21 protein-coding genes are annotated in these 20,757 nt (G+C 64.3%); 5 read left to right on the top strand and 16 right to left on the bottom strand.

Going from position 1 to position 20,757, the window contains the following annotated elements:
* Window positions 1-31 precede the first annotated feature (31 nt).
* On the top strand, window positions 32-2,575 hold the full coding sequence (locus tag ACGYK4_RS10395; protein ID WP_394456342.1) for a DUF4175 domain-containing protein: 2,544 nt from the start codon (window positions 32-34) through the stop codon (window positions 2,573-2,575).
* Between the two features lie 6 nt (window positions 2,576-2,581).
* Here the strand turns inward: ACGYK4_RS10395 and ACGYK4_RS10390 are convergent, their stop codons facing one another.
* Window positions 2,582-3,538 carry a zinc-ribbon domain-containing protein gene (locus ACGYK4_RS10390; RefSeq protein WP_394456340.1) on the bottom strand — a complete coding sequence of 319 codons (957 nt, stop codon included), beginning with the start codon at window positions 3,536-3,538 and terminating at the stop codon, window positions 2,582-2,584.
* Between the two features lie 162 nt (window positions 3,539-3,700).
* Here ACGYK4_RS10390 and ACGYK4_RS10385 point away from each other — a divergent pair, with 162 nt between their 5' ends.
* Genes ACGYK4_RS10385 through ACGYK4_RS10375 form a run of 3 tightly spaced genes read left to right on the top strand, consistent with a single transcriptional unit; the run spans window position 3,701 to window position 6,017 of the window.
* Window positions 3,701-4,378, top strand: a complete 678-nt coding sequence (locus tag ACGYK4_RS10385) for a cell division ATP-binding protein FtsE (RefSeq protein ID WP_067261931.1) — start codon at window positions 3,701-3,703, stop codon at window positions 4,376-4,378.
* The gene (locus ACGYK4_RS10380; RefSeq protein WP_394456339.1) at window positions 4,375-5,283 is read left to right on the top strand and encodes a cell division protein FtsX; all 909 of its coding nucleotides are present in this window, start codon (window positions 4,375-4,377) and stop codon (window positions 5,281-5,283) included. The genes ACGYK4_RS10385 and ACGYK4_RS10380 overlap by 4 nt, the downstream gene beginning before the upstream one ends.
* Complete coding sequence (locus ACGYK4_RS10375; protein WP_394456337.1) at window positions 5,280-6,017, top strand: lysophospholipid acyltransferase family protein; 738 nt, start codon at window positions 5,280-5,282, stop codon at window positions 6,015-6,017. Before ACGYK4_RS10380 ends, ACGYK4_RS10375 begins: the two co-directional genes overlap by 4 nt.
* A 415-nt stretch (window positions 6,018-6,432) precedes the next feature.
* On the opposite strand, the gene lpdA is transcribed toward ACGYK4_RS10375, so the two are convergent.
* The 15 genes from lpdA to ACGYK4_RS10300 all read right to left on the bottom strand — a co-directional run bounded on the left by lpdA (window position 6,433) and on the right by ACGYK4_RS10300 (window position 20,384).
* Window positions 6,433-7,821 carry a dihydrolipoyl dehydrogenase gene (gene lpdA / locus ACGYK4_RS10370; RefSeq protein WP_394456335.1) on the bottom strand — a complete coding sequence of 463 codons (1,389 nt, stop codon included), beginning with the start codon at window positions 7,819-7,821 and terminating at the stop codon, window positions 6,433-6,435.
* 94 nt (window positions 7,822-7,915) lie between these two features.
* A complete protein-coding gene (locus ACGYK4_RS10365) occupies window positions 7,916-8,311 on the bottom strand; it encodes an MAPEG family protein (protein ID WP_394456333.1) in 396 nt (131 codons plus the stop codon).
* Window positions 8,308-8,571, bottom strand: a complete 264-nt coding sequence (locus ACGYK4_RS10360; RefSeq protein ID WP_271691988.1) for a hypothetical protein — start codon at window positions 8,569-8,571, stop codon at window positions 8,308-8,310. Before ACGYK4_RS10360 ends, ACGYK4_RS10365 begins: the two co-directional genes overlap by 4 nt.
* Window positions 8,572-8,582: 11 nt before the next feature.
* On the bottom strand, window positions 8,583-8,966 hold the full coding sequence (locus ACGYK4_RS10355) for an MAPEG family protein (RefSeq protein ID WP_271691987.1): 384 nt from the start codon (window positions 8,964-8,966) through the stop codon (window positions 8,583-8,585).
* A gap of 79 nt (window positions 8,967-9,045) precedes the next feature.
* Window positions 9,046-10,629 (bottom strand): 2-oxoglutarate dehydrogenase complex dihydrolipoyllysine-residue succinyltransferase, encoded by a 1,584-nt coding sequence (gene odhB, locus ACGYK4_RS10350; RefSeq protein ID WP_394456331.1) that lies wholly within the window; start codon window positions 10,627-10,629, stop codon window positions 9,046-9,048.
* 3 nt (window positions 10,630-10,632) lie between these two features.
* A complete protein-coding gene (locus ACGYK4_RS10345; protein WP_271691985.1) occupies window positions 10,633-13,593 on the bottom strand; it encodes a 2-oxoglutarate dehydrogenase E1 component in 2,961 nt (986 codons plus the stop codon).
* Window positions 13,594-13,898: 305 nt separating this feature from the next.
* A complete protein-coding gene (sucD, locus tag ACGYK4_RS10340; RefSeq protein ID WP_067261915.1) occupies window positions 13,899-14,786 on the bottom strand; it encodes a succinate--CoA ligase subunit alpha in 888 nt (295 codons plus the stop codon).
* A gap of 52 nt (window positions 14,787-14,838) precedes the next feature.
* Entirely contained in the window at window positions 14,839-15,525 is a 687-nt protein-coding gene (locus ACGYK4_RS10335; protein ID WP_394456330.1) for a hypothetical protein, read from the bottom strand.
* Between the two features lie 73 nt (window positions 15,526-15,598).
* The gene (locus tag ACGYK4_RS10330) at window positions 15,599-15,892 is read right to left on the bottom strand and encodes a hypothetical protein (RefSeq protein WP_322329219.1); all 294 of its coding nucleotides are present in this window, start codon (window positions 15,890-15,892) and stop codon (window positions 15,599-15,601) included.
* 133 nt (window positions 15,893-16,025) lie between these two features.
* Window positions 16,026-17,219 (bottom strand): ADP-forming succinate--CoA ligase subunit beta, encoded by a 1,194-nt coding sequence (gene sucC / locus ACGYK4_RS10325; RefSeq protein ID WP_067261910.1) that lies wholly within the window; start codon window positions 17,217-17,219, stop codon window positions 16,026-16,028.
* Window positions 17,220-17,442: 223 nt separating this feature from the next.
* A complete protein-coding gene (locus ACGYK4_RS10320; protein ID WP_394456328.1) occupies window positions 17,443-18,474 on the bottom strand; it encodes a MaoC family dehydratase in 1,032 nt (343 codons plus the stop codon).
* Window positions 18,474-18,677 carry a DUF1737 domain-containing protein gene (locus ACGYK4_RS10315; RefSeq protein ID WP_394456327.1) on the bottom strand — a complete coding sequence of 68 codons (204 nt, stop codon included), beginning with the start codon at window positions 18,675-18,677 and terminating at the stop codon, window positions 18,474-18,476. The genes ACGYK4_RS10320 and ACGYK4_RS10315 overlap by 1 nt, the downstream gene beginning before the upstream one ends.
* Window positions 18,678-18,691: 14 nt before the next feature.
* On the bottom strand, window positions 18,692-19,249 hold the full coding sequence (locus ACGYK4_RS10310; protein ID WP_067261905.1) for an NnrU family protein: 558 nt from the start codon (window positions 19,247-19,249) through the stop codon (window positions 18,692-18,694).
* Window positions 19,246-20,112 (bottom strand): HpcH/HpaI aldolase/citrate lyase family protein, encoded by an 867-nt coding sequence (locus ACGYK4_RS10305; RefSeq protein ID WP_394456325.1) that lies wholly within the window; start codon window positions 20,110-20,112, stop codon window positions 19,246-19,248. The genes ACGYK4_RS10310 and ACGYK4_RS10305 overlap by 4 nt, the downstream gene beginning before the upstream one ends.
* A gap of 77 nt (window positions 20,113-20,189) precedes the next feature.
* Window positions 20,190-20,384: a hypothetical protein gene (locus ACGYK4_RS10300; RefSeq protein ID WP_394456323.1), complete on the bottom strand. Its 195-nt coding sequence runs from the start codon at window positions 20,382-20,384 to the stop codon at window positions 20,190-20,192.
* 32 nt (window positions 20,385-20,416) lie between these two features.
* Here ACGYK4_RS10300 and ACGYK4_RS10295 point away from each other — a divergent pair, with 32 nt between their 5' ends.
* A complete protein-coding gene (locus ACGYK4_RS10295; RefSeq protein WP_394456322.1) occupies window positions 20,417-20,743 on the top strand; it encodes a hypothetical protein in 327 nt (108 codons plus the stop codon).
* The last annotated feature ends 14 nt before the right edge of the window (window positions 20,744-20,757 follow it).

The following is a 20,757-nucleotide window of genomic DNA, read 5'->3' as shown; positions in this document are numbered from 1 at the left end:
ATCCCGCCGCCGGGCCACCGGAGCGTGACGCATGGAGAGATCCACTGACAGGACAGACGGGCTGCGCGCTTTGCGTTGGCCCCTGCGGCTGACCTGGGCGGGGATGCTGGCCGAGGCCATGGTGCAGGCGTTCTGGCCCATGCTGGCGCTGGTGCTGGCGGTGCTGATGATGGGGGCGCAGGATGCTTTGGCGGGCGGCGCGCTTTGGGCGGTGCTGGCCGTCATCAGTCTTGCGGCCCTCTTTACTCTGATCTTTGCGCTGCGCCGTTTCCGTCTGCCATCCCGCGCGGCGGCGCTGGCGCGCTTGGATGCCAGCCTGCCGGGGCGGCCCATTCGGGCGCTCTTGGACGATCAGGCGATTGGCGCAAGCGATGCCGCCTCGGCGGCGGTCTGGCAGGCGCATCAGCGGCGCATGGCTGCGCGGGCGGCTGCGGCCAAGCCGGTGAAGGGCGACCTTCGGGTCGCGCAGGCCGATCCCTATGCGCTGCGCTATGTGGCTTTGCTTGGGTTCATCGTGGCGCTTGTCTTCGGCTCCGTCTGGCGGTTGGGCGAGGTGACGCATCTGGCCCCCGGCGGGACGGGCGGCACGCTCGCCTCCGGCCCCGTTTGGGAAGGCTGGGCCGAGCCGCCGCGCCATACCGGCAAGCCGACGCTCTACCTCAACGATCTTGAGGCCGGGGCGCTGTCGCTGCCTGAGGGCACGCTGATCACCCTGCGGCTCTATGGCGAATTGGGCGCGTTGACGGTGGCGGAGAACGTCTCGGGCCGCGAGGTGGCGGCATCCTCGGAACCCGCGCAGGATTTCACCCTGCGCCAAAGCGGTGAGATCAGCATCGACGGGCCGGGGGCGCGGGCGTGGCAGATCACGCTTTTGCCCGATGCCGTGCCGCAGGTCGAACGGCTCGGCCCGCCTGAGGTGACCGCCTTGGGAGAGATGAGCCTGCCGTTCCTTGCGCGCGACGACTATGGCGTCGAAGCCGGAGAGGCGCGGATCAGCCTCGATCTGGCCTCCGTCGACCGACGCTATGGTCTGACCGTCGACCCCGAGCCGCGGCCTGAGATCGTCGTGCCGCTGCCCATGCCGATCAGCGGCGACCGGCGGGATTTCGAAGAGACGTTGATCGAGAATTTCTCGAAACACCCATGGGCCAATTTGCCGGTGTCGCTGCAACTTTCGGTCTTGGACGCCTCCGAACAGCAGGCCGTGACCGAGTGGACCCAGTTGACCTTGCCGGGGCGGCGCTTTTTCGATCCGGCGGCAGCAGCGGTGATTGAGATGCGGCGCGATCTTTTGTGGTCGCGCGCCAATGCACCGCGCATCGCGCAGGTGCTGCGCGCCGTGACCTACGCCCCCGGGGATGACCTGCGCTCGGAGGTGACAGCACTGCGGCTCAAGCAGGTAATCCGGCGATTGGAACTGCGGGCGCGCTACGGGCTGGATGAAGAGGTGCAGACCGATCTGGCCGAAGACCTCTGGGCGCTGGCGATTGAGTTGGAAGAAGGCGTGTTGGCCGATGCGCTTGAGCGGATGCGCCGCGCGCAGGACCGGCTGAACGAGGCGATGAAGAACGGTGCCTCTCAGGCCGAAATCGCCGAGTTGATGGACGAGTTGCGCCGCGCCACCGAAGACTACCTTGAGCAACTCCAGCGCCAGCAGGCGCAGGAGGGCGCGGGCGAAGACCAGCAGCCGCAGGGCGAGGCGATGCAGATGACCCAAGACGATCTGCAACGCATGATGGACCGCATTCAGGAGTTGATGGAGCAGGGCCGCATGGCCGAGGCCGCCGAGGCGCTGCGCCAGTTGCAGGAAATGATGGAGAACATGCGCGTCACCGAAGGCCAGCCGGGTCAGGGCGGCAATTCGCCCGGTGAGCAGGCGATGGAGGGGCTGTCGGACACGCTGCGTGAGCAACAGGGGCTGAGCGATCAGGCCTTCCGCGACCTGCAAGAGCAGTTCAACCCCGGCACCGGCGCGGGCGAGAGTGACGGCAACGAAGGGCGCAACGGCGGGCAGGGGCGCGGCGAGAGCCATGAAGGCCAGCGCGGGCAGGGCGGCCCCTCTGGTGAAGAAGGGGGCGAGGAAGGGCTGGCCGGACGCCAGCAAGCACTGCGCGACGAGCTGCGCCGCCAGCAAGGGCGTTTGCCCGGGCAGGGCACGGCTGAGGGGGACGTGGCCCGCGACGCGCTGGACCGCGCGGGCGAGGCGATGGACCGCGCCGGAGAGGCGCTGCGCCGCGATGAACTGGCCGAGGCGATCGACAATCAGGCGCAGGCGATGGAAGCGCTGCGCGAGGGCATGCGCGCCCTCGGTGAAGCGATGGAACAGGAGCAACGCGCAGGCCAGCCGGGCCAAGGCACGGCAGAGGGCGGCGATCAGCGCGGCGAGGGGCGCGATCCGCTTGGGCGTGAGCAGGGCGGCAGCGGAGCCAATAGCTCGGACGCGCCGCTGGCGCAGGGGCCGGACGATCAGGGCCGCGCGCGGCGGTTGCTGGACGAAATCCGCCGCCGCTCGGGCGAGGCGGAGCGGCCCGAAGTGGAGCGGGATTACCTCAACAGGCTGTTGGATCGGTTCTGATCGGGCCTAGCCCTGCGACTGGGTCGCCACGGTGTCGAGCCAGACCAGCAGGTCTTGCAACTGCCCGTCGAGCCAGAGCCGCGCATCGTCCATCCATGCCACATAGGACGACAAATAGGGATCGGCCTGCGGCAGGGATTGCGCGATCTCGGGCGCGTAGACATAGACCGCCGCGAGCAGGGCCGCCAAGACGATCATTATGGTGAACCCCCGCATGAACCCGCCGGATTTCTGCGGCTTTTCGGGGCGGTCGAGCGCGGCGGTGGGGGTGGGCCCGGCCTGCGCGCCCTCTTGCCCGTCATGGCGCAGGGTCGAGTTAATCTCTTCGATATCGGGCAGAAGATCGCGGCGCGAGGCGCTGCCATAGGCGTCAACTTCGCTTTCCGGGACCGGCTCTCCGCGCATCTTGGCCATGCGCAGCCGGGCCTCATGGGCGCGGCGGGCGTCTTCATCCTCGGGCACATGGTCTTCTGCCGCAATCTCAGCCCTTTGCTGCGGCTGGGGCCGGGGCGCGTCTTCTAGGCCGAGGTCCGGCTGGCTTTCCAGCGGTTCCGACTGGCGACGGCGGCGGGCTTCTTGCTCTGCCGCGGCCTCTTGGCGGAGGATCTCGGCGATGGCGGGGTCGAGGGGGCGGCGCACCGGCGCGGCGGGGGCGGGTTGGGGCGTTTCCTCCTCGGGGTCGAATTCGTCTTCGAAGGGCGCGTCTTCCTCTTCATCGCCGAAGGGCTGCAAATCGGGCAGGCTGGCCGCTGCGGCGGCTTCCGTGTCCTCATCCGGGCCGCGCTGCTTCATCCGCATCACGTCGTCGGCGAAATCATCCTCTTCGGCCTCCGGCGCGTTGTCGGGGTGATGCTGGAACCACGTCTGCCCACAGTTGGAACATTGCACGTCACGCCCTGCAGCCGGCATCACATCGTCGGGGACTTCGTATTGCGCGTCGCAGTTGGGGCAGATCAGCCGCATGGTCATTCCTGGGTTCGTTCGGTGCTCTGAGATCGTAACGGGCAGCATATGTCCTAGAATAACGTAGGAAAAGTGATATCTGGGCAGGGTGCTGGGGTTCTGAGTGATTGAATCCTTTCCGGTGCTGAGGCACAACAGGTCGAAGTTTTTTAAGGTGGATGCGTGATAGAGCTCGAAAATGTGGCCTACAGCTATGGCGGGGGCGAATTGCTGTCCGACATCACGCTGAAACTCGCCCCCGGATCCTTCCATTTTCTGACCGGCCCCTCGGGCGCGGGCAAGACCACCTTGATGAAGCTCTGCTACGGGGCGCTTTTGCCCACGGCGGGGCATCTGCGGATGTTCGGGCAAGACGTGCGCGGGCTGGGACGCGATGACATCGCGCTGATGCGCCGCCGCGTCGGCGTGGTGCATCAGGACGTGAAATTCCTCGACCACCTCCCGCTGACCGAGAATGTGGCCCTGCCGCTGAATGTCTCGGGCCGTGGGGCCGAGGCGGGGGGCACCGATCTGGAAGAATTGATGTCTTGGGTTGGCCTTACCAACCGCGCCGACGCCCTGCCGCCTGAGCTTTCGGGCGGGGAGCGGCAGCGGGCCGCATTGGCGCGCGCGGTGATCATGTCCCCCGATGTGATCTTGGCGGATGAGCCGACGGGGAACATTGACTGGGAGATGTCCCAGCGGCTGCTGCGCCTGCTGATCGAGTTGAACCGCATGGGCAAGACCGTGTTGATCGCCACCCATGATCTGGGCCTCATCCGCGCCACCAAGGCGCATGTGCAGGCCCGCGTGCTGCGTATCGCGAACCGGCGCATCCAACTGGCGGGGGCGGATCTGTGAAGCGCTTCGATCTGGGCGCCCTGCGCGCGATTTTCAAAGGTGATCGGCAGGCCGACCGCGTGGTGCCGCCTTCAGGGTTCACCGCGCAACTGACGCTTTTCGCAGCGGGGGCGATGGCCTTTCTGGCGGTCTTTGCCTTGGCGCTGTCGCTGGCATCGGGCCGTTTGGCGCAGGTCTGGGGGCAGGAGTTGGCGCAGTCGGCGACGGTGCGGATCGTGGCGCCGCTGGACCAACGTGCGGCCCAGACGGAGGCGGCTTTGAAGGTGTTGCAGACGACCAAGGGTGTGGCTTCGGCCCGTGCCCTGACGGATGCGGAGCAAGAAGTGCTGCTCGCCCCGTGGTTTGGCCCGGAATTGGCGATGGAGAACCTGCCGGTGCCGCGCCTGATCGAAGTGGTCGAGGAGGGCGAGGGGTTGGACCCCGTGGGCCTGCGCCTGCGTCTCTCGGCTGAGGTGCCGGGCGCGGTGTTGGACGATCACAGCCGTTGGCGCGCGCCGCTGGTGGCGGCAGCGAGCCGTCTGCGCCTCTTGGGCTGGATTTCGACGCTGTTGATCGGGGCTGCGGTGGCCGCGATGGTGACGCTTGCCGCGCAAGCGGCGCTTGCGGCCAATGCGCAGGTGATCGCGGTGCTGCGGCTGGTGGGGGCGACCGATGACTATATCGCGCGGGCCTTCATCCGCCGTTTCACCCTGCGCGCGCTGCTGGGTGCGGCGGCGGGCGCGACTTTGGGCATGATCGCGGTGGTGTTGCTGCCTGACGCGGGCGAGGCGGGCGGATTTCTGACCGGCTTGGGCTTCCAGGGCTGGCATTGGGCCGTGCCGCTGATGGTGCCGCTTCTCGTCGGCGCGGTCGCCTTTGCCGCCACCGGGGCCGCCGCGCGGCGTACATTGAGGGAGTTGACATGAAGCTGCTGCAGTGGGTCCGCTCGATCCTTTATATCGTGCAGGTGACCGTGGCGATGCCGGTGATCGGGCTGGCCTTCGCGCCTTGGGCGATGTTTTCCAAACGCGGGGCCTATGCGGGCTGCAAAGCCTATGCCGCTTGGGCCATGTGGACGGCGCGTTGGCTGATCGGGCTGCGCTGCGAAGTGCGCGGCCAAATCCCCGAGGGTGAGGTTCTGATCGCGGCCAAACATCAATCGTTCCTCGATATCATCATGATCTTCCACGCCCTGCCGCGGGCCAAGTTCATCATGAAGCGCGAGGTGCTTTGGACGCCGGTGATCGGGCAATACACCAAGCGGATGCAAATGATCGCCGTGAACCGGGGCAAGCGCGGGCAGGCGATTACCAAGATGATGGAAGACGTGAACGCGGGCCGGGTGGAGCCGGGGCAGATCGTGATCTATTCCCAAGGCACCCGTGTCGCCCCGGGGCTCAGCGCGCCTTACAAGGTCGGCACGGCGGTGCTTTACGATCAACTGGGACAGGTCTGCGTGCCTGCGGCGACAAATGCGGGCTACTTCTGGCCGCGCCGGGGGCTCTACCGCCGCCCGGGCTTGGCCGTGGTGGAGTTTCTGGAGCCGATCGAGCCGGGGCTGGACAAGCGCGCCTTCATGGCGCGGTTGGAGCAGGAGGTGGAGAGCCATTCCGACGCGCTGCTGCGCGAGGCGGGGTGGCGGCCTACGGAGGCGGAATAGGCGCGGCCCGCTCGCCTTTATTGGTCTTCGAGGGGCTCTCGGAATGACCCGCCCGGCCGCAGGCCGGGCAGCGCCGACCCGCCCCCCTGGGGGGCGCTTGCAGCACCATCCCGCGGGTCGGCGCTGCCCTTTGCGATTTGTCGGCATGCTGTAGTGCCCGCTGAAACGATGGTTTCGTGGGATGCAATCTCAGATATTTAGGAAGCCGTTGAAAGTAGCGGCGCCGCCGGGGGAGGTGGAAAAGACAGGCGTCACCCTGCATGTCTCTACGTATCGACATGACCCGCAAGGGGCCTCGTCTTCCGTGAATGTCGCGACGGGGGAGGTTGTAGGGCAGGGTGGTTAATGCGCGATAGCCGCAGCGTGCGCCGCCTGCGCAACGAAAAGGGGCGGACCCTTGGCCCGCCCCGTCGTCTTACATGTGGATCGGCCCGTCGCCGCAGGCCAGTGCGGCTTCGCGCACGGCTTCGGAATAGGTCGGATGCGCGTGGCAGGTCATCGCCAGATCCTGCGCCGAGGCACCGAATTCCATCGCCACGCAGACCTCGTGGATCAGATCGCCCGCGCCGGGGCCGATGATGTGGCAGCCGAGGATGCGGTCAGTCTCCTTATCCGCGATCAGCTTGACGAAACCGTCGCCGGCAAAGACCGCTTTGGCCCGCGCGTTGCCCATGAAGGAGAATTTGCCGACTTTATAGGCCCGGCCCGCTTCCTTCAGCGTTGCCTCGGTCTCGCCCACGCTGGCGACTTCCGGGTGGGTGTAGATCACGCCGGGGATCACGCCGTAGTTCACATGGCCATGCTTGCCCGCGATGACTTCGGCGGCGGCCATGCCTTCGTCCTCGGCCTTATGGGCCAGCATCGGGCCTTCGATCACGTCGCCGATGGCATAGACGCCTTTGACGGAGGTCTCCCACTGGTCGTTGACGGCGATCTGGCCGCGCTCGGTCATCTTGATGCCGAGATCGTCGAGCCCCATGCCTTTGATCACCGGCTTGCGGCCTGTGGCGACGAGCACGGCATCGGCTTCGATCTCATGTTCGCTGTCGTCCTTGCGCAGCTTGTAGCTGACCGTGGCCTTGCCTTTGGCGACTTCGGTTTTCTGCACGGCAGCGCCCATGACGAAGTTCAGCCCCTGCTTTTTCAGCATGCGCTGGAAGGTCTTTTGCACCTCGGGGTCCATGCCGGGGGTGATCACGTCGAGATATTCGACGACCGTAATCTCGGTGCCGAGACGGGCATAGACGCTGCCCAGTTCCAGCCCGATCACGCCTGCGCCGATCACCACCATCTTCTTGGGGATCTTGCCCAGTTCCAGCGCGCCGGTGGAGGTGACGACGGTTTTCTCGTCGACTTCGACGCCCGGCAGCCCTGCGGCTTCAGAGCCGGAGGCGATGATGATGTTCTTGGCCTCATGGACCTCATCGCCGACCTTGACCTTGCCCGCCTCGGGGATCGAACCCCAGCCCTTGAGCCAGTCAATCTTGTTCTTTTTGAACAGGAATTCGATGCCTTTGGTGTTGGTCTCGATGGTCTTGTCTTTGTAGGTCAGCATCTGCTTCCAATCGACGGTCGGCGCTTTCGCCTTGAGACCCATCTCTTCGAAATTATGCTCGGCCTCATGCAGCATATGCGTGGCGTGGAGCAGCGCCTTGGAGGGGATGCAGCCCACGTTGAGGCAGGTGCCGCCGAGGGTCTCACGGCCTTCGACACAGGCGGTTTTCAGGCCCAGTTGCGCGCAACGGATGGCGGCGACATAGCCGCCGGGGCCGGAGCCGATCACGATGACATCATAGCTCGACATGGGGGGTCTCCTTAGCAGTCGGGTGGTGCAGGCAAGGTATGAGGCGCGGGTTTCAGGTGCAAGCGCCGCTGCCTGCGGGTGTTTGGGGATAGGGTTAAACGAGGGCCGCCAGCAGCATCAGCATGGTCGCGGCGAAACCGATGATCCAGATGAACGACCGATGCGGGCGCAGGCCAAGCGCATAGGCGGGAATATAGAGCAGCCGGGCGATGAGATAGACCCAAGCGCAGGCGGCGGTGAAGGCGGTGTTCTGGCCCGACATCTGCACCACGCCCACGGCGATGCCGAAAAGGATCAGCCCTTCGAAATGGTTGTCGAGCGCGCGGCCCAGACGGGCGGTGCGGTCGCTCATCGCGCGCGACGGCTCACGGTCGCGCGCCGACATGGTGTAGCCGGGGCCAAGCTCCCGGTTGGCGGGCACGGCGTAGAGCACGAATTGCAGCCCCTGTAGCAGGGCCGCGAGGGTCAGGACGGTCAGCTCGGCGCTCATGCGGATTTCACGAAATAGGCGGTGGAACTGGTCACGGTGCCCTTGTCATCGCTGCTCAGCGCATCTGATCGGGCGAGCCAGTCATCGGCCTTTTTGCGGTCGTTCACATCCAACAGGACAGAGGCTTTCGTGCTGCTGTCGGCGTGTTGCCAGATTTGCAGCACCGAGAGCCCCGCATTGCGCCGCGCTTCGGCATCGGCGTCGAATGCGTCTTTCCAAGCGGCGAAATCGGTGACGTCGAAGTGGCAGATCATCTGCATGGGAATGCCTTTCAGAGCGCGTGGAAATAAAGAACGGCGGTGGCGGCATAGCCTGCGAGCCACGCCAGCGTGCGGATCGTCGGCACGCCGAGGGCGTAGACGATCAAATAGATGATCCGCGCCAGCAAAAAGACCTGTGCGGCGAGCAAGGTGGCGCTGTTGTTGCGGCCCATGATCTCGACCAGCAGCACGGCGGGGGCGAAGATCGCCATGGCCACGACAGAGTTATCAAGCGCGCGGCCCAGACGGGCGGTCATCCCGGTTGTGGTGCGCGTCTCGTCGCGCGAGGACATCAGGTAGCCCATCGAGAGTTGCCGGGTCGCGCCCAACACCTGCAAGAGGATCGTAAGCATGACCAGAAGGCCATAGGCGGCGAGGAGGGTGGTTTCACTCATGGTCTGTGTCCTTTCGCTATGTGGGAAAACCCACGGGTCCACAGGTAGATAGGGCGGGGGTCGCCCCCCGCCCATAGTATCACAGATCCATCAACAGACGGCGCGGATCTTCCAGCATCTCTTTGACGCGGACGAGGAAGGTCACAGCACCTTTGCCGTCGATCAGGCGGTGGTCGTAGCTGAGCGAGATATACATCATCGGACGGATCACGACCTCACCGTTGATCGCCATCGGGCGGTCCTGAATCTTGGCCATGCCGAGGATGCCGGACTGCGGCGGGTTCAGGATCGGCGCGGTCATCAGCGAGCCGTAGACACCGCCGTTGGAGATGGTGAAGGTGCCGCCGGTCATGTCGGCCATGGTCAGCTTGCCGTCACGGGCTTTCTTGCCCATGGCGTTCACGGCCTTCTCGATCTCGGCAAAGGACATCGCGTCGGCGTCCTTGATCACCGGCACCACGAGGCCCGTGGGCGTGCCTGCGGCGACGCCCATATGGACGTAGTTCTTGTAGATCACGTCGGTGCCGTCGATCTCGGCGTTGACCTCGGGGATCTCTTTCAGCGCGTGGCAGCAGGCCTTGGTGAAGAAGGACATGAAGCCCATCCGCACGCCGTGCTTCTTCTCGAAGTCGGCCTTGTAGGCGTTGCGCAGGGCCATGACCTCGGTCATGTCGACCTCGTTAAAGGTCGTCAGGATCGCGGCGGTGTTCTGCGCTTCCTTTAGGCGACGCGCCATGGTCTGCTTGAGGCGGGTCATCTTGACGCGCTCTTCGCGGGCGGCGTCATCGGGGGCGGAGGCGGCGCGCGGTGCTGCGGGTTTCGCCTCGGCTTTCGGCGCGGAGGCGCCTGCGGCCACGGCTTTGGCCACGTCTTCCTTCATCACGCGGCCATCGCGGCCCGAAGCTGTGACCTGATCGCGGCTGATGCCTGCTTCGGCCATCGCTTTCTTGGCGGAAGGCGCGTCTTCGACATCTTTGCCATCGGCGGGCTTGGTCTCAGGCGCGGCACCGGCACCGGATTGCGCGTCTTCACCCTTGGGGGCAGCAGCGCCTGCGCCGGTGGTCAGCGCGGCCAGTGTGGCGGATGCTTCGACTGTGCTGCCTTCTTCGGCAAAGATTTCGGCCAGCACGCCTGCGGCGGGGGCGGGGACTTCGACGCTAACTTTGTCGGTCTCCAACTCGCAGAGCATCTCATCGGCTTCGACCTTGTCGCCGACCTTTTTGAACCAAGTGCTCACGGTCGCTTCGGTCACCGACTCGCCCAAGGTGGGCACTTGCACGTCGATGCTTTGACCTTCGCGGGCGGCGACTTCGGTAGCGCCTGCGTCGATTGCTTTGGGCGCATCGCCGCCACGGTCGGACTGGGAGGCGGTGCCAGAGTCTTCGGCGGCTTCCTTGGCCTTGGGCGCGGCCGCCGAGCCGCTGTCGCCTTCGCTGACATTGGCCAGAAGGGCGTCGACGCCCACGGTGTCGCCTTCTTGGGCCACGATCTCGCTCAGGGTGCCTGCGACGGGGGAGGGCACCTCGACAGTCACCTTGTCGGTTTCCAACTCGCAGAGCATTTCATCCACCGCGACGGTATCACCGGGTTTCTTGAACCATGTGGCAACGGTGGCTTCTGTGACGGATTCGCCCAGCGTTGGGACGCGTACTTCGGTTGTCATGGTTTACTTTCCTTTGATGGTCAGCGCCTCGTCAACGAGGGCGGCTTGTTGTGCTTTGTGCTGGCTGGCCAGACCCGTGGCGGGCGAGGCCGAGGTGGCGCGGCCCACATAGGAGGCGCGGCCATGTTTCGCGTCGATGCGGCCCAGAACCCATTCGATATTGGGCTCGATGAAGGACCATGCACCTTGGTTCTTGGGCTCTTCCTGACACCAGATCATCTCGGCCCCTTTGAAGCGTTCCAGCTCCTTCACGGCGGATTGCGCGGGGAAGGGGTAGAACTGCTCGAAGCGCAGGAGGTAGATGTCGTCGATGCCGCGGGCGTCACGCTCTTCCAGCAGGTCGTAATAGACCTTGCCCGAACACATCACCACGCGCTTGATCTTGTCATCCGCGACCAGTTTGGTGTCGGAGTTGCCCTTTTCGGCGTCATCCCAAAGCACCCGGTGGAAGCTTGACCCAGTGGTGAATTCATCGGCCTTGCTGATGGCCAGCTTGTGGCGCAGCAGCGACTTGGGCGTCATCAACATCAGCGGCTTGCGGTAGCTGCGGTGCAGCTGGCGGCGCAGGATGTGGAAGTAGTTGGCGGGCGTGGTGCAGTTCGCCACGATCCAGTTGTCGCCACCGCACATGGTGAGGAAACGCTCCAGACGGGCCGAGGAGTGCTCGGGCCCCTGACCCTCATAGCCATGCGGCATCAGGCAGACGAGGCCCGACATGCGCAGCCATTTGCTTTCACCGCTTGAGATGAACTGGTCGAACATGATCTGCGCGCCATTGGCGAAGTCGCCGAACTGCGCCTCCCAAAGCGTCAGCGCATTGGGTTCGGCCAACGAGTAGCCGTATTCAAAGCCCAGCACCGCATATTCGCTGAGCATGGAGTCGATGACCTCATATTCGGCCTGACCTTCGCGGATGTGGTTCAGCGGGTAGTAACGGTCTTCGTTCTCTTGGTTGATGAAGGCCGAGTGCCGTTGGCTGAAGGTGCCGCGCGTGCTGTCCTGACCCGACAGACGGACCTTGTACCCCTCGGTCAGCAGGGAGCCGAAGGCGAGCGCCTCAGCCGTGGCCCAGTCAAAGCCCTCACCGCTTTCGAACATCTTCTTCTTCGCGTCGAGCAGGCGACCGATGGTTTTATGCAGGGGGAAGCCCTCGGGCGCGGTGGTGATCGCCTTACCGACGTCTTGCAGCGTCTCGGGGGCGATGGCGGTTTTGCCGCGCTGGTAGGACTTGTTCTTTTTGTCCATGCCGGACCATTTGCCGTCCAGCCAGTCGGCCTTGTTCGGGCGGTAGTCTTTTCCGGCTTCGAACTCATCATTCAGATGGTTCTGGAAGGCGGTCTTCATGTCTTCGATCTCACCCTCGGGGATCAGACCGTCGGCCACCAGACGCGAGGTATAAAGGCTCAGCGTGGTTTTCTGTTTCTTGACGCTCTTGTACATCACCGGGTTGGTGAACATCGGCTCGTCGCCTTCGTTGTGACCAAAGCGGCGGTAGCAGAAAATGTCGATGACCACGTCCTTGTGGAACTTCTGGCGGAACTCGGTCGCGACGCGGGCGGCGTGAACGACCGCTTCGGGATCATCGCCGTTGACGTGGAAGATCGGCGCCTCGACCACAAGCGCGTTGTCGGTCGGATAGGGGGAGGAGCGCGAGAAATGCGGCGCGGTGGTGAAGCCGATCTGGTTGTTCACCACGATATGCATGGTGCCGCCGGTCTTATGGCCCTTGAGGCCCGAAAGCGCGAAACATTCGGCCACGACGCCTTGGCCCGCAAAAGCCGCGTCACCGTGCAGGAGCACGGGCATGACGGCGGTGCGGTCTTCGTCGTTCAATTGGTCCTGCTTGGCGCGGACCTTGCCCAGCACCACGGGGTTCACCGCTTCAAGGTGGGAGGGGTTCGCGGTCAGCGACAGGTGCACGGAGTTGCCGTCAAACTCACGGTCGGACGACGCGCCGAGGTGGTATTTCACATCGCCCGAGCCATCCACATCGTCGGGTTTGAAGCTGCCGCCTTGGAATTCGTTAAAGATCGCGCGGTAGGGCTTTTGCATGACGTTGGCAAGGACCGAGAGGCGGCCCCGGTGGGGCATCCCGATGACGATGTCCTTGACGCCCAACTGGCCGCCGCGCTTGATGATCTGCTCCATCGCCGGGACAAGGCTTTCGCCGCCATCGAGGCCGAAACGTTTGGTGCCCATGTATTTGACGTGGAGGAATTTTTCGAAACCTTCGGCTTCGACCAGCTTGCTCAGGATTGCCTTGCGGCCTTCCTTGGTAAAGGCGATTTCCTTGCCGTAGCCTTCGATCCGCTCTTTCAACCAACCGGCCTGTTCGGGGTCGGAGATATGCATATATTGCAGCGCGAAGGTGCCGCAGTAGGTCGAGCGGACGATGCCGACGATCTGCTTCATGGTGGCCACTTCGAGGCCGAGCACATTGTCGATGAAGATCGGGCGGTCCATGTCGGCATCGGTGAAACCGTAGGACTTGGGGTCAAGCTCGGGCTGTTCGCCCATGTCGCGCATGCCCAGAGGGTCGAGCGTGGCGGCGAGGTGGCCACGAATGCGGTAGGCGCGGATCAGCATGAGCGCGCGGATACTGTCGAGCACGGCGGCGCGGATTTGATCGTCGGAAACGGGCACGCCCTTTTCCTCGGCCTTTTTCTTGATCTTCTCGCCTGCGGCCTTCGCCTCGGTCGGTTCGGGCCAGACGCCGGTCAGCGCGCCCATCACCTCGCTCTGCGGGGCGGGGGGCCAATCGGGGCGTGCCCAAGAGGGGCCAGCGGCCTCGGCTTGCGCGGTTTCGGCGTCATCGCCCATCGCCGCAAAGAACGTTTGCCATGCCTCGTCAACCGCGTTGGGATCGTTGGCATAGCGGGCGTACATCGCCTCAAGATATTCCGCGTTGTCGCCTTCCATAAAGGAAGAGGCGTGGAATTGTTCGTTGGCGGGTTGGTCGGTCATTGGGTCACCTTTGTTCGGCGGGGCAGACGGGACAGGGTCAGAATCAGGGTCGGTCTATAGTCAGGCCCGGGGCGGGGGGCCATAGGTATCGAAGGCGGAGGTGCAGGGCCCTGCGAGGCCGCCGGATCGGGCGTTTGCCCGCGGGCCGGCGCCGGGCGAAAGCGGGCAGAGATTGACCGCGGTCTGAATGTGCATCTTGCCCTCCTTCGCTGTCGGCGACGCCGGGTGGTTTTTATCAAGACCCCGCAAAACATAGTGCTTTGCGGAGTGGGTCAATGGGCGGGCCATGGCCCGCCCGGCAGGCATCAGCCTTTGTCGATCGCTTCTTTGACCGCTTCGCCCAGTGTGGCGGGGCTGTCGGCGACCACGATCCCGGCTTCTTTCATCGCTTCGATCTTGCTCTCCGCGTCGCCCTTGCCACCGGCGACGATCGCGCCTGCGTGGCCCATGCGGCGTCCGGGAGGGGCGGTCCGGCCTGCGATGAAACCAGCGGTGGGCTTCCAGCGGCCCTTCTTCTTCTCATCGGCGAGGAACTGTGCCGCTTCCTCTTCGGCGGAGCCGCCGATTTCGCCGATCATGATGATCGACTGTGTTTCGTCATCGGCAAGGAACATCTCCAGCACGTCGATATGCTCGGTCCCTTTGATCGGGTCGCCGCCGATGCCTACGGCGGAGGACTGGCCGAGGCCCATGTCGGTGGTCTGCTTCACGGCCTCATAGGTCAGCGTGCCCGAGCGGGACACGACGCCGACGGAGCCGCGACGGTGGATGTGGCCCGGCATGATGCCGATCTTGCAGGCGTCGGGTGTGATGACACCGGGGCAGTTCGGGCCGATGAGGCGCGACTTGGAACCTTCGAGCGCGCGGGCGACGCGGGCCATGTCGAGCACCGGGATGCCTTCGGTGATGCAGACGATCAGCTCCATCTCGGCGTCGATTGCCTCAAGGATCGAGTCGGCGGCGAAGGGGGGCGGGACGTAGATCACGGAGGCATTGGCCTCGGTCGCGTGTTTGGCTTCGTGCACGGAGTTGAAGACCGGCAGGTCGAGATGCGTTTGACCGCCTTTGCCCGGGGTCACGCCGCCGACCATCTTGGTGCCATAGGCGATGGCCTGTTCGGTGTGGAACGTCCCCTGAGAGCCGGTCAGACCCTGACAGATGACTTTGGTGTTTTCGTTGACTAGTACGGCCATGATTTCTTCCTTGGTCGGTGATGTTTAATCCCGGGGGCAGGCCCCGGGGGCGTCAGACGCGGTGCGCCCGGTTGGTGGGATGGGCCGTGGCAGGCGCAGGGCCGGGCCACAGCAGGATGGCGGCGAGGAACATGACCGGGATGCCAAGCTCCCCGATCTCCTCGACGACGAAGGCGGTGCGTTCGGCATCGGCGGAAATCTCGATCCCCAAGGGGGCGAGTTTGCGCGCGATGCCGTCGAGCAGTTTGTAAGCGACGGTGAAGCCGATCCCCAGCAGGACGGCCCCCGCCCAAGCGCGGCCCCGAAACAGGGCCGTGAGATAGGGCCGGGCGTGACGCCGAAGCATCAGCAGGATGGCGGTGACGATCAGCGCAAGGATCAGCGCGGCGATTAGCCGCTCGCCCAGCGGGACACCCTCACCGGTATACTGCCGGGCTTTAAACAGGCCGCGGGTGAACAGGCTTTTGTCGAGGTCCAATTCGCGCGCTGCCATGACCGCCAGCACCAGCGGCAGATACCAGACCCGCAGCACCGCGCCGCGCAGGGTCCAGGCCAATGCGAGAATGCAAAGGATGTAACCCACGACGGAGAGGCTTTCGTAAAAGCCGCCTTCGGCCAGCAGGGTGGTTTGGGTGGCGGCGGGCAGGCCGTTCACAACGACCATCTGCGCGGCAAAGGCCAGGATCAGGGCAAGGATCACCCACCAGCCCGCGCGGGAAGAGGCAAGCGCCTGTGTCATAGGCCCGCCTTTCGCGGGGCGCTGTCGGGCTTGGCCGCATGTTGAGTAAAGGGGGCGAGCGACAGCACGGGCATCAGTAAAGCTGCTCATCTTGATCGACCAGCAGGTCCAGCACCCGCAGGGTCAGCAGGCCCGCACCCATGATCATCAGGCTGCGGCCAATGGAGCCGGTGAGGTTCGACGGCAGGATCATCGCCAGCCCGTCACGGGATTTCCGCGCGGCGCGGCGCAATCCACGGTCATGGCGCCGGTGGTTGACCGGTTCGGGCAGGCGCAGGGCGCCGGGTTGCCATTGCCGGATCAGAATGCCCGCCCCCAATAGCGCAATACCCGTCAAAACGGGGGAGGATTTGGGAGATTGATCCATACTGACCTCATTGCGTGATCGGGTGGGCGCGGCGCGGTGTCGTCGCATCTGCCCCCGCCGCCGCAGGGCGGCGGGAACGGTGATATCGGCCATGCCCCCGGGCGCGAAGCCCTGCGGGCTTGGCCAAAAAGGCTTAGCCTTTGACCGCTTTCACGATCTTCTGCGCGCCATCCTTCAGGTCGTCGGCGGCGATGACGTCGAGACCGGAGTTGTTGATGATCGCCTTGCCTTCTTCGACGTTCGTGCCTTCGAGACGGACAACTAGCGGCACTTGCAGGCCGACTTCTTTCACCGCGGCGACAACGCCTTCGGCGATGACGTCACAGCGCATGATGCCGCCGAAGATGTTCACGAGGATGCCTTTGACGTTCTCATCGGAGGTGATGATCTTGAAGGCTTCGGTCACTTTCTCTTTGGTCGCGCCACCGCCCACGTCGAGGAAGTTGGCAGGCTCCGCACCGTAGAGCTTGATGATGTCCATGGTCGCCATCGCAAGGCCCGCGCCGTTCACCATGCAGCCGATCTCACCGTCGAGCGCGATGTAGTTCAGGTCATACTTGGAGGCTTCGAGTTCCTTAGCGTCTTCCTCGGTCTCGTCGCGCAGGTTGGCGATGTCGGGCTGGCGGTACATGGCGTTGCCGTCGAAACCGACCTTGGCGTCGAGCACCTTGAGTTCGTTGCCGGGCATGACGATCAGCGGGTTGATCTCCAGCATCTCCATGTCCTTCTCGATGAAGGCTTTGTAGAGCTGACCCATCAGCTTGACGCATTGCTTGACGGCGGCGCCCTCAAGACCCAGCGAGAAGGCAACGCGGCGGCCATGGTAGGGCTGGTAGCCGGTGGCCGGGTCGACGGAGAAGCTGAGGATTTTCTCAGGTGTCGCTTCAGCGACTTCTTCAATGTCCATGCCGCCTTCGGTGGAGCAGACAAAGGAGATGCGGCTGGTCTGACGGTCGACCAGCAGGGCGAGGTACAGCTCACGCTCGATGTCGGAACCGTCTTCGATGTAGATGCGGTTGACCTGCTTGCCTGCCGGGCCGGTCTGGTGCGTGACCAGTGTCTTGCCCAGCATCTTCTTGGCTTCCTCGGCCGCTTCTTCCACGGATTTGGCAAGGCGCACGCCGCCCTTTTCGCCAGCGGCGGCTTCTTTGAAGCTGCCCTTGCCGCGACCGCCTGCGTGAATCTGCGCTTTGACAACCCAGAGAGGCCCGTCCATTTCGCCGGCTGCGTTCTTGGCGTCTTCTGCCTTCAGCACAACGCGGCCGTCGGAGACAGGGGCGCCATAGCTGCGCAGGAGGGCTTTTGCCTGATATTCGTGGATGTTCATGAAAACGGTCCCGTTTCTGTTCCAGTTGCCCCGTAGTATGGGGATGACTTTCGTTCCTGTAAGGGTTTTTTCGGAGAAAGCCGGGTTTGACCAGCTAAAAATGAGTTTTGTGATCACACGATAAATACGTGTGATCACATTTCCGCTCAGCGGCTCCGAATCGGCTGATTTTTGCTTGAATAAGGGGGGATAGGCCGCCCCACCGAAGGGGCGGACCGGCTGTTTAGCGCGGCATGAGCGCCCAGTAATCGAGGTCAAGCAAAACCTCGGGGCGGTATTTCCCGGCCTCGTCGCGCATCTCGAAGGGGGCGCCGCCCTTGGTCGCCACAAGGCGCAGACGCAGCGCACCGACACCGGGGGCCGACGTCTCGGCCTTGTCGAGCACTTCGGTCCAGGCACGCACGGTATCGCCCGCAAGGCAGGGATTGGCATGGGCGCCGCCGTTCAGCCCCACGACCATCTGCGCATTGGCCAGCCCGTTGAAGGACAGCGCGCGGGCCATGGAGATCACATGACCGCCATAGATCAGCCGCGAGCCGTCGGGGCGGGCGGAGGTGTCAAAATGCACCTTGGCGGTGTTCTGCCACAGGCGCGTGGCCATCATGTGTTCGGCTTCCTCGATCGTGACACCGTCGACATGGTCGATCTTTTCGCCGACCTCATAATCGCCCCAGCGGTGCGGCTCCCCGGCGCGGGCGAAGTCGTAATTGGTAAAGTCGAGGCCCTGCGGGATGTGCAATTGATCCACGGTCAGCGCATCGGGCAGGTCCGGCAGGGTGGTCTCGGGCGCGGGGGCGTCGAGGTCGCCTTTGCGCACCATGACCCAGCGGACATAGTCCAGCACCGTTTCGTCATTCTGGTTCAGCCCGGTGGTGCGGACCCAGACGACGCCGGTCTTGCCGTTGGAGTTTTGCTTGAGGCCGATCACTTCGCTTTCGGCGCGCAGCGTGTCACCGGGCCAGACGGGGCGCAGCCAGCGGCCTTGGGCATAGCCCAGATTGGCCACGGCATTGAGCGAGACATCCGGCACGGTTTTGCCAAAGACGATGTGAAAGGCGATCATATCGTCGAGCGGGCTGGCCTTCAGCCCGCAGGACTGGGCGAAACTGTCGGCGGAATAGAGCGCGTGCCGGGCGGGGTAGAGCGCGTGATAAAGCGCGCGTTCGCCCGCGCCGACTGTGCGGGGCACCGCGTGATGCAGCACCGCGCCCAGTTTGTAGTCTTCGAAAAAGCGGCCCCGGTTGGTCTTGCTCATCACTGCGCGCCCAATTTGGTGTCGGGCGAATAGGTGCCGGGGGCGTCTTTCACCACGGCTTGGCCGCAGCGCATGACCCCGGCCTTGTGGTCCCATGTTTGGGTGGGGGAGCCGTAAAGCTCCCAGCCTTTGTTCAGCGCGTCGGTGACCTTGTGGCAAAAGGCGGATGTGTCTTCTTCGGAGAGGAAGCGGTAAACTTTCATGGAAGGCTCCGGGGTCAATGGGGGAAGGGGATGACGCCGAGCCATGTGTGAATGCCGGCGACGAGAACGAAGAGGATCGTTGAGATCACGATGAGGCGGATATAGGTGGCGCGGCCTGCGTGGGGCGGGGGTGTCCAGCCCGGCTCGGCGCGGTTGATCAGGATGACCTCGCTCACTGCCCAGCCGAGCATGGTGCCAAAGAGCAGGATGGAGGCGAGATCGCCGTTGACCAGAAGGTGTGCCGTGGCCCAGATCTTCACGGCCAGCAGTTGCGGGTGGCGGGTTTTATAGGCGGGCCATGCCTTGGCGCCCTTGGCCGCGCTGGAGCCGAAGACCCAAAAGGCCAGTACCATCAACAGGTTGTTGATGTGGATGAAGAAGCTCGGCGGGGTCCAGACCGGAATGAATTCCGCCGCGCGATAGCCCCAGATGATGAGGGCTAGCGCCACGACCAATGCGGCGGCCACCGCGCCTCGGCCTGCGGTGCCCATCTGCGCCCGTTGGGCGGGCATCAGGCGTTTGAAAAGATGGGCGCCGATCCAAAGGATCAGACCGAGGATAAGGATTGTCATGGCGAGGGCTCCGGGCTCATGGCTGCAATTGCCGCCAGTTTTGCCAGTGTTTCGCGGGCGGTGGCAACATGGAGATTTTCCACGATCTTGCCATCCACGACCGCCACACCTTGGCCTGCCGCCTGTGCCTCTTCATAGGCGTCGATCTGACGGCGGGCGAGGGCGGCTTCGTCTTCGGATGGGGTGAAGGCGGCATTGGCGATGTCGAGCTGCGCGGGGTGGATCAGGGTTTTGCCGTCAAACCCCATGTCGCGGCCCTGTGCGCATTCGGCGCGCAGCCCGTCTTCGTCTCTAAAGGCGTTGTACACCCCATCGATGATCGCCACGCCATGCGCTTTGGCGGCGAGCAGACAGAGGCCGAGCCCGGTAACCAGCGGCAGGCGGTCGGGGCGGAAGCGGGTTTGCAGGTCTTTCGCCAGATCGTTGGTGCCCATGACCATGGCCTGCAACTGGCGGTGCCCGGCGATGGCGGCGACGTTGAGCATGGCGCCGGGGGTTTCCATCATCGCCCAAAGGGGGATGTCGCCCACGATCTCGGCCAGCGCTTCGAGATCGGCGGGGGAGCCGACTTTGGGCAGGAGAATAGCATCGGGGTTCATTGCGGCGGCGGCGCGGGCGTCATCGGCGCCCCATTCGGTATCGAGCCCGTTGATCCGCACCACCCGCATCCGCGCGCCGTAGCCGCCCTCGGCCAGTGCCTCGGCCAATGTTTCACGTGCAGCGACCTTCTCATCGGGGGAGACGGCATCTTCGAGGTCGAAGATCACCGCGTCGCAGGCCAATCCGCGGGCCTTGTCCAAGGCACGGGGCTTGGAGCCGGGAATGTAGAGAACGGAACGCAGGGGGCGGGTTGTGGCGGTCATGGAAGGCTCCTCAGGCAGGGCGGCGCGCTGGCCGCCTAACATTGTTGCGCACAGAGGGGCATTTTTGTGCGAAAACTTCAAGGCAAAACATGCCGCGACGCAGCGAAGCTGTTGCGGTGATTTCCGAGCGGCGGATTAACCAGTCTTTCAGCCTTGGGACGCACTGTCAGTTGCATCGCATCTGCGGCAGTTTCCAGCGCAGCGGATGCAGTCATTTCAACCAAGGCTGCTTTGGGGGCCGGTGCGAAAGACGGCGCATTGCCATCCTCCAAGGATCACGCCTTTCGATACGAAGGCAGATGCTATGACAGGTTTCGTTAAATTTCTTCACCTCGCGGCGCTCACCGCCGCTTCGGCGATTGTGCTGGCCACCACGACCGAGGCGCAGACGCCGCGCAATTGCGCGCCGCGCGATCATGTGGTGCTGCGGTTGGCCGATGGCTATGGCGAGATGCGCCAGTCCATGGGGCTGGGCGGCGATAATGCGGTGGTTGAGGTTTTCGCCTCCGACCAGACGGGCAGTTGGACGATCACGGTCACCGGGGTCAACGGCATCACCTGTCTTGTCGCCTCGGGCCAAGGTTTCGAGGCGCTGGCGGAGGAGTTGCCCGCCAAGGGCGAAGACGTCTGAGGGCGGAATATATC

The organism is Sulfitobacter sp. 1A13368 (assembly GCF_043557275.1).
Taxonomy (GTDB): Bacteria; Pseudomonadota; Alphaproteobacteria; order Rhodobacterales; family Rhodobacteraceae; genus Sulfitobacter; species Sulfitobacter faviae.
This window is presented reverse-complemented; position numbering and strand designations above follow the sequence as displayed.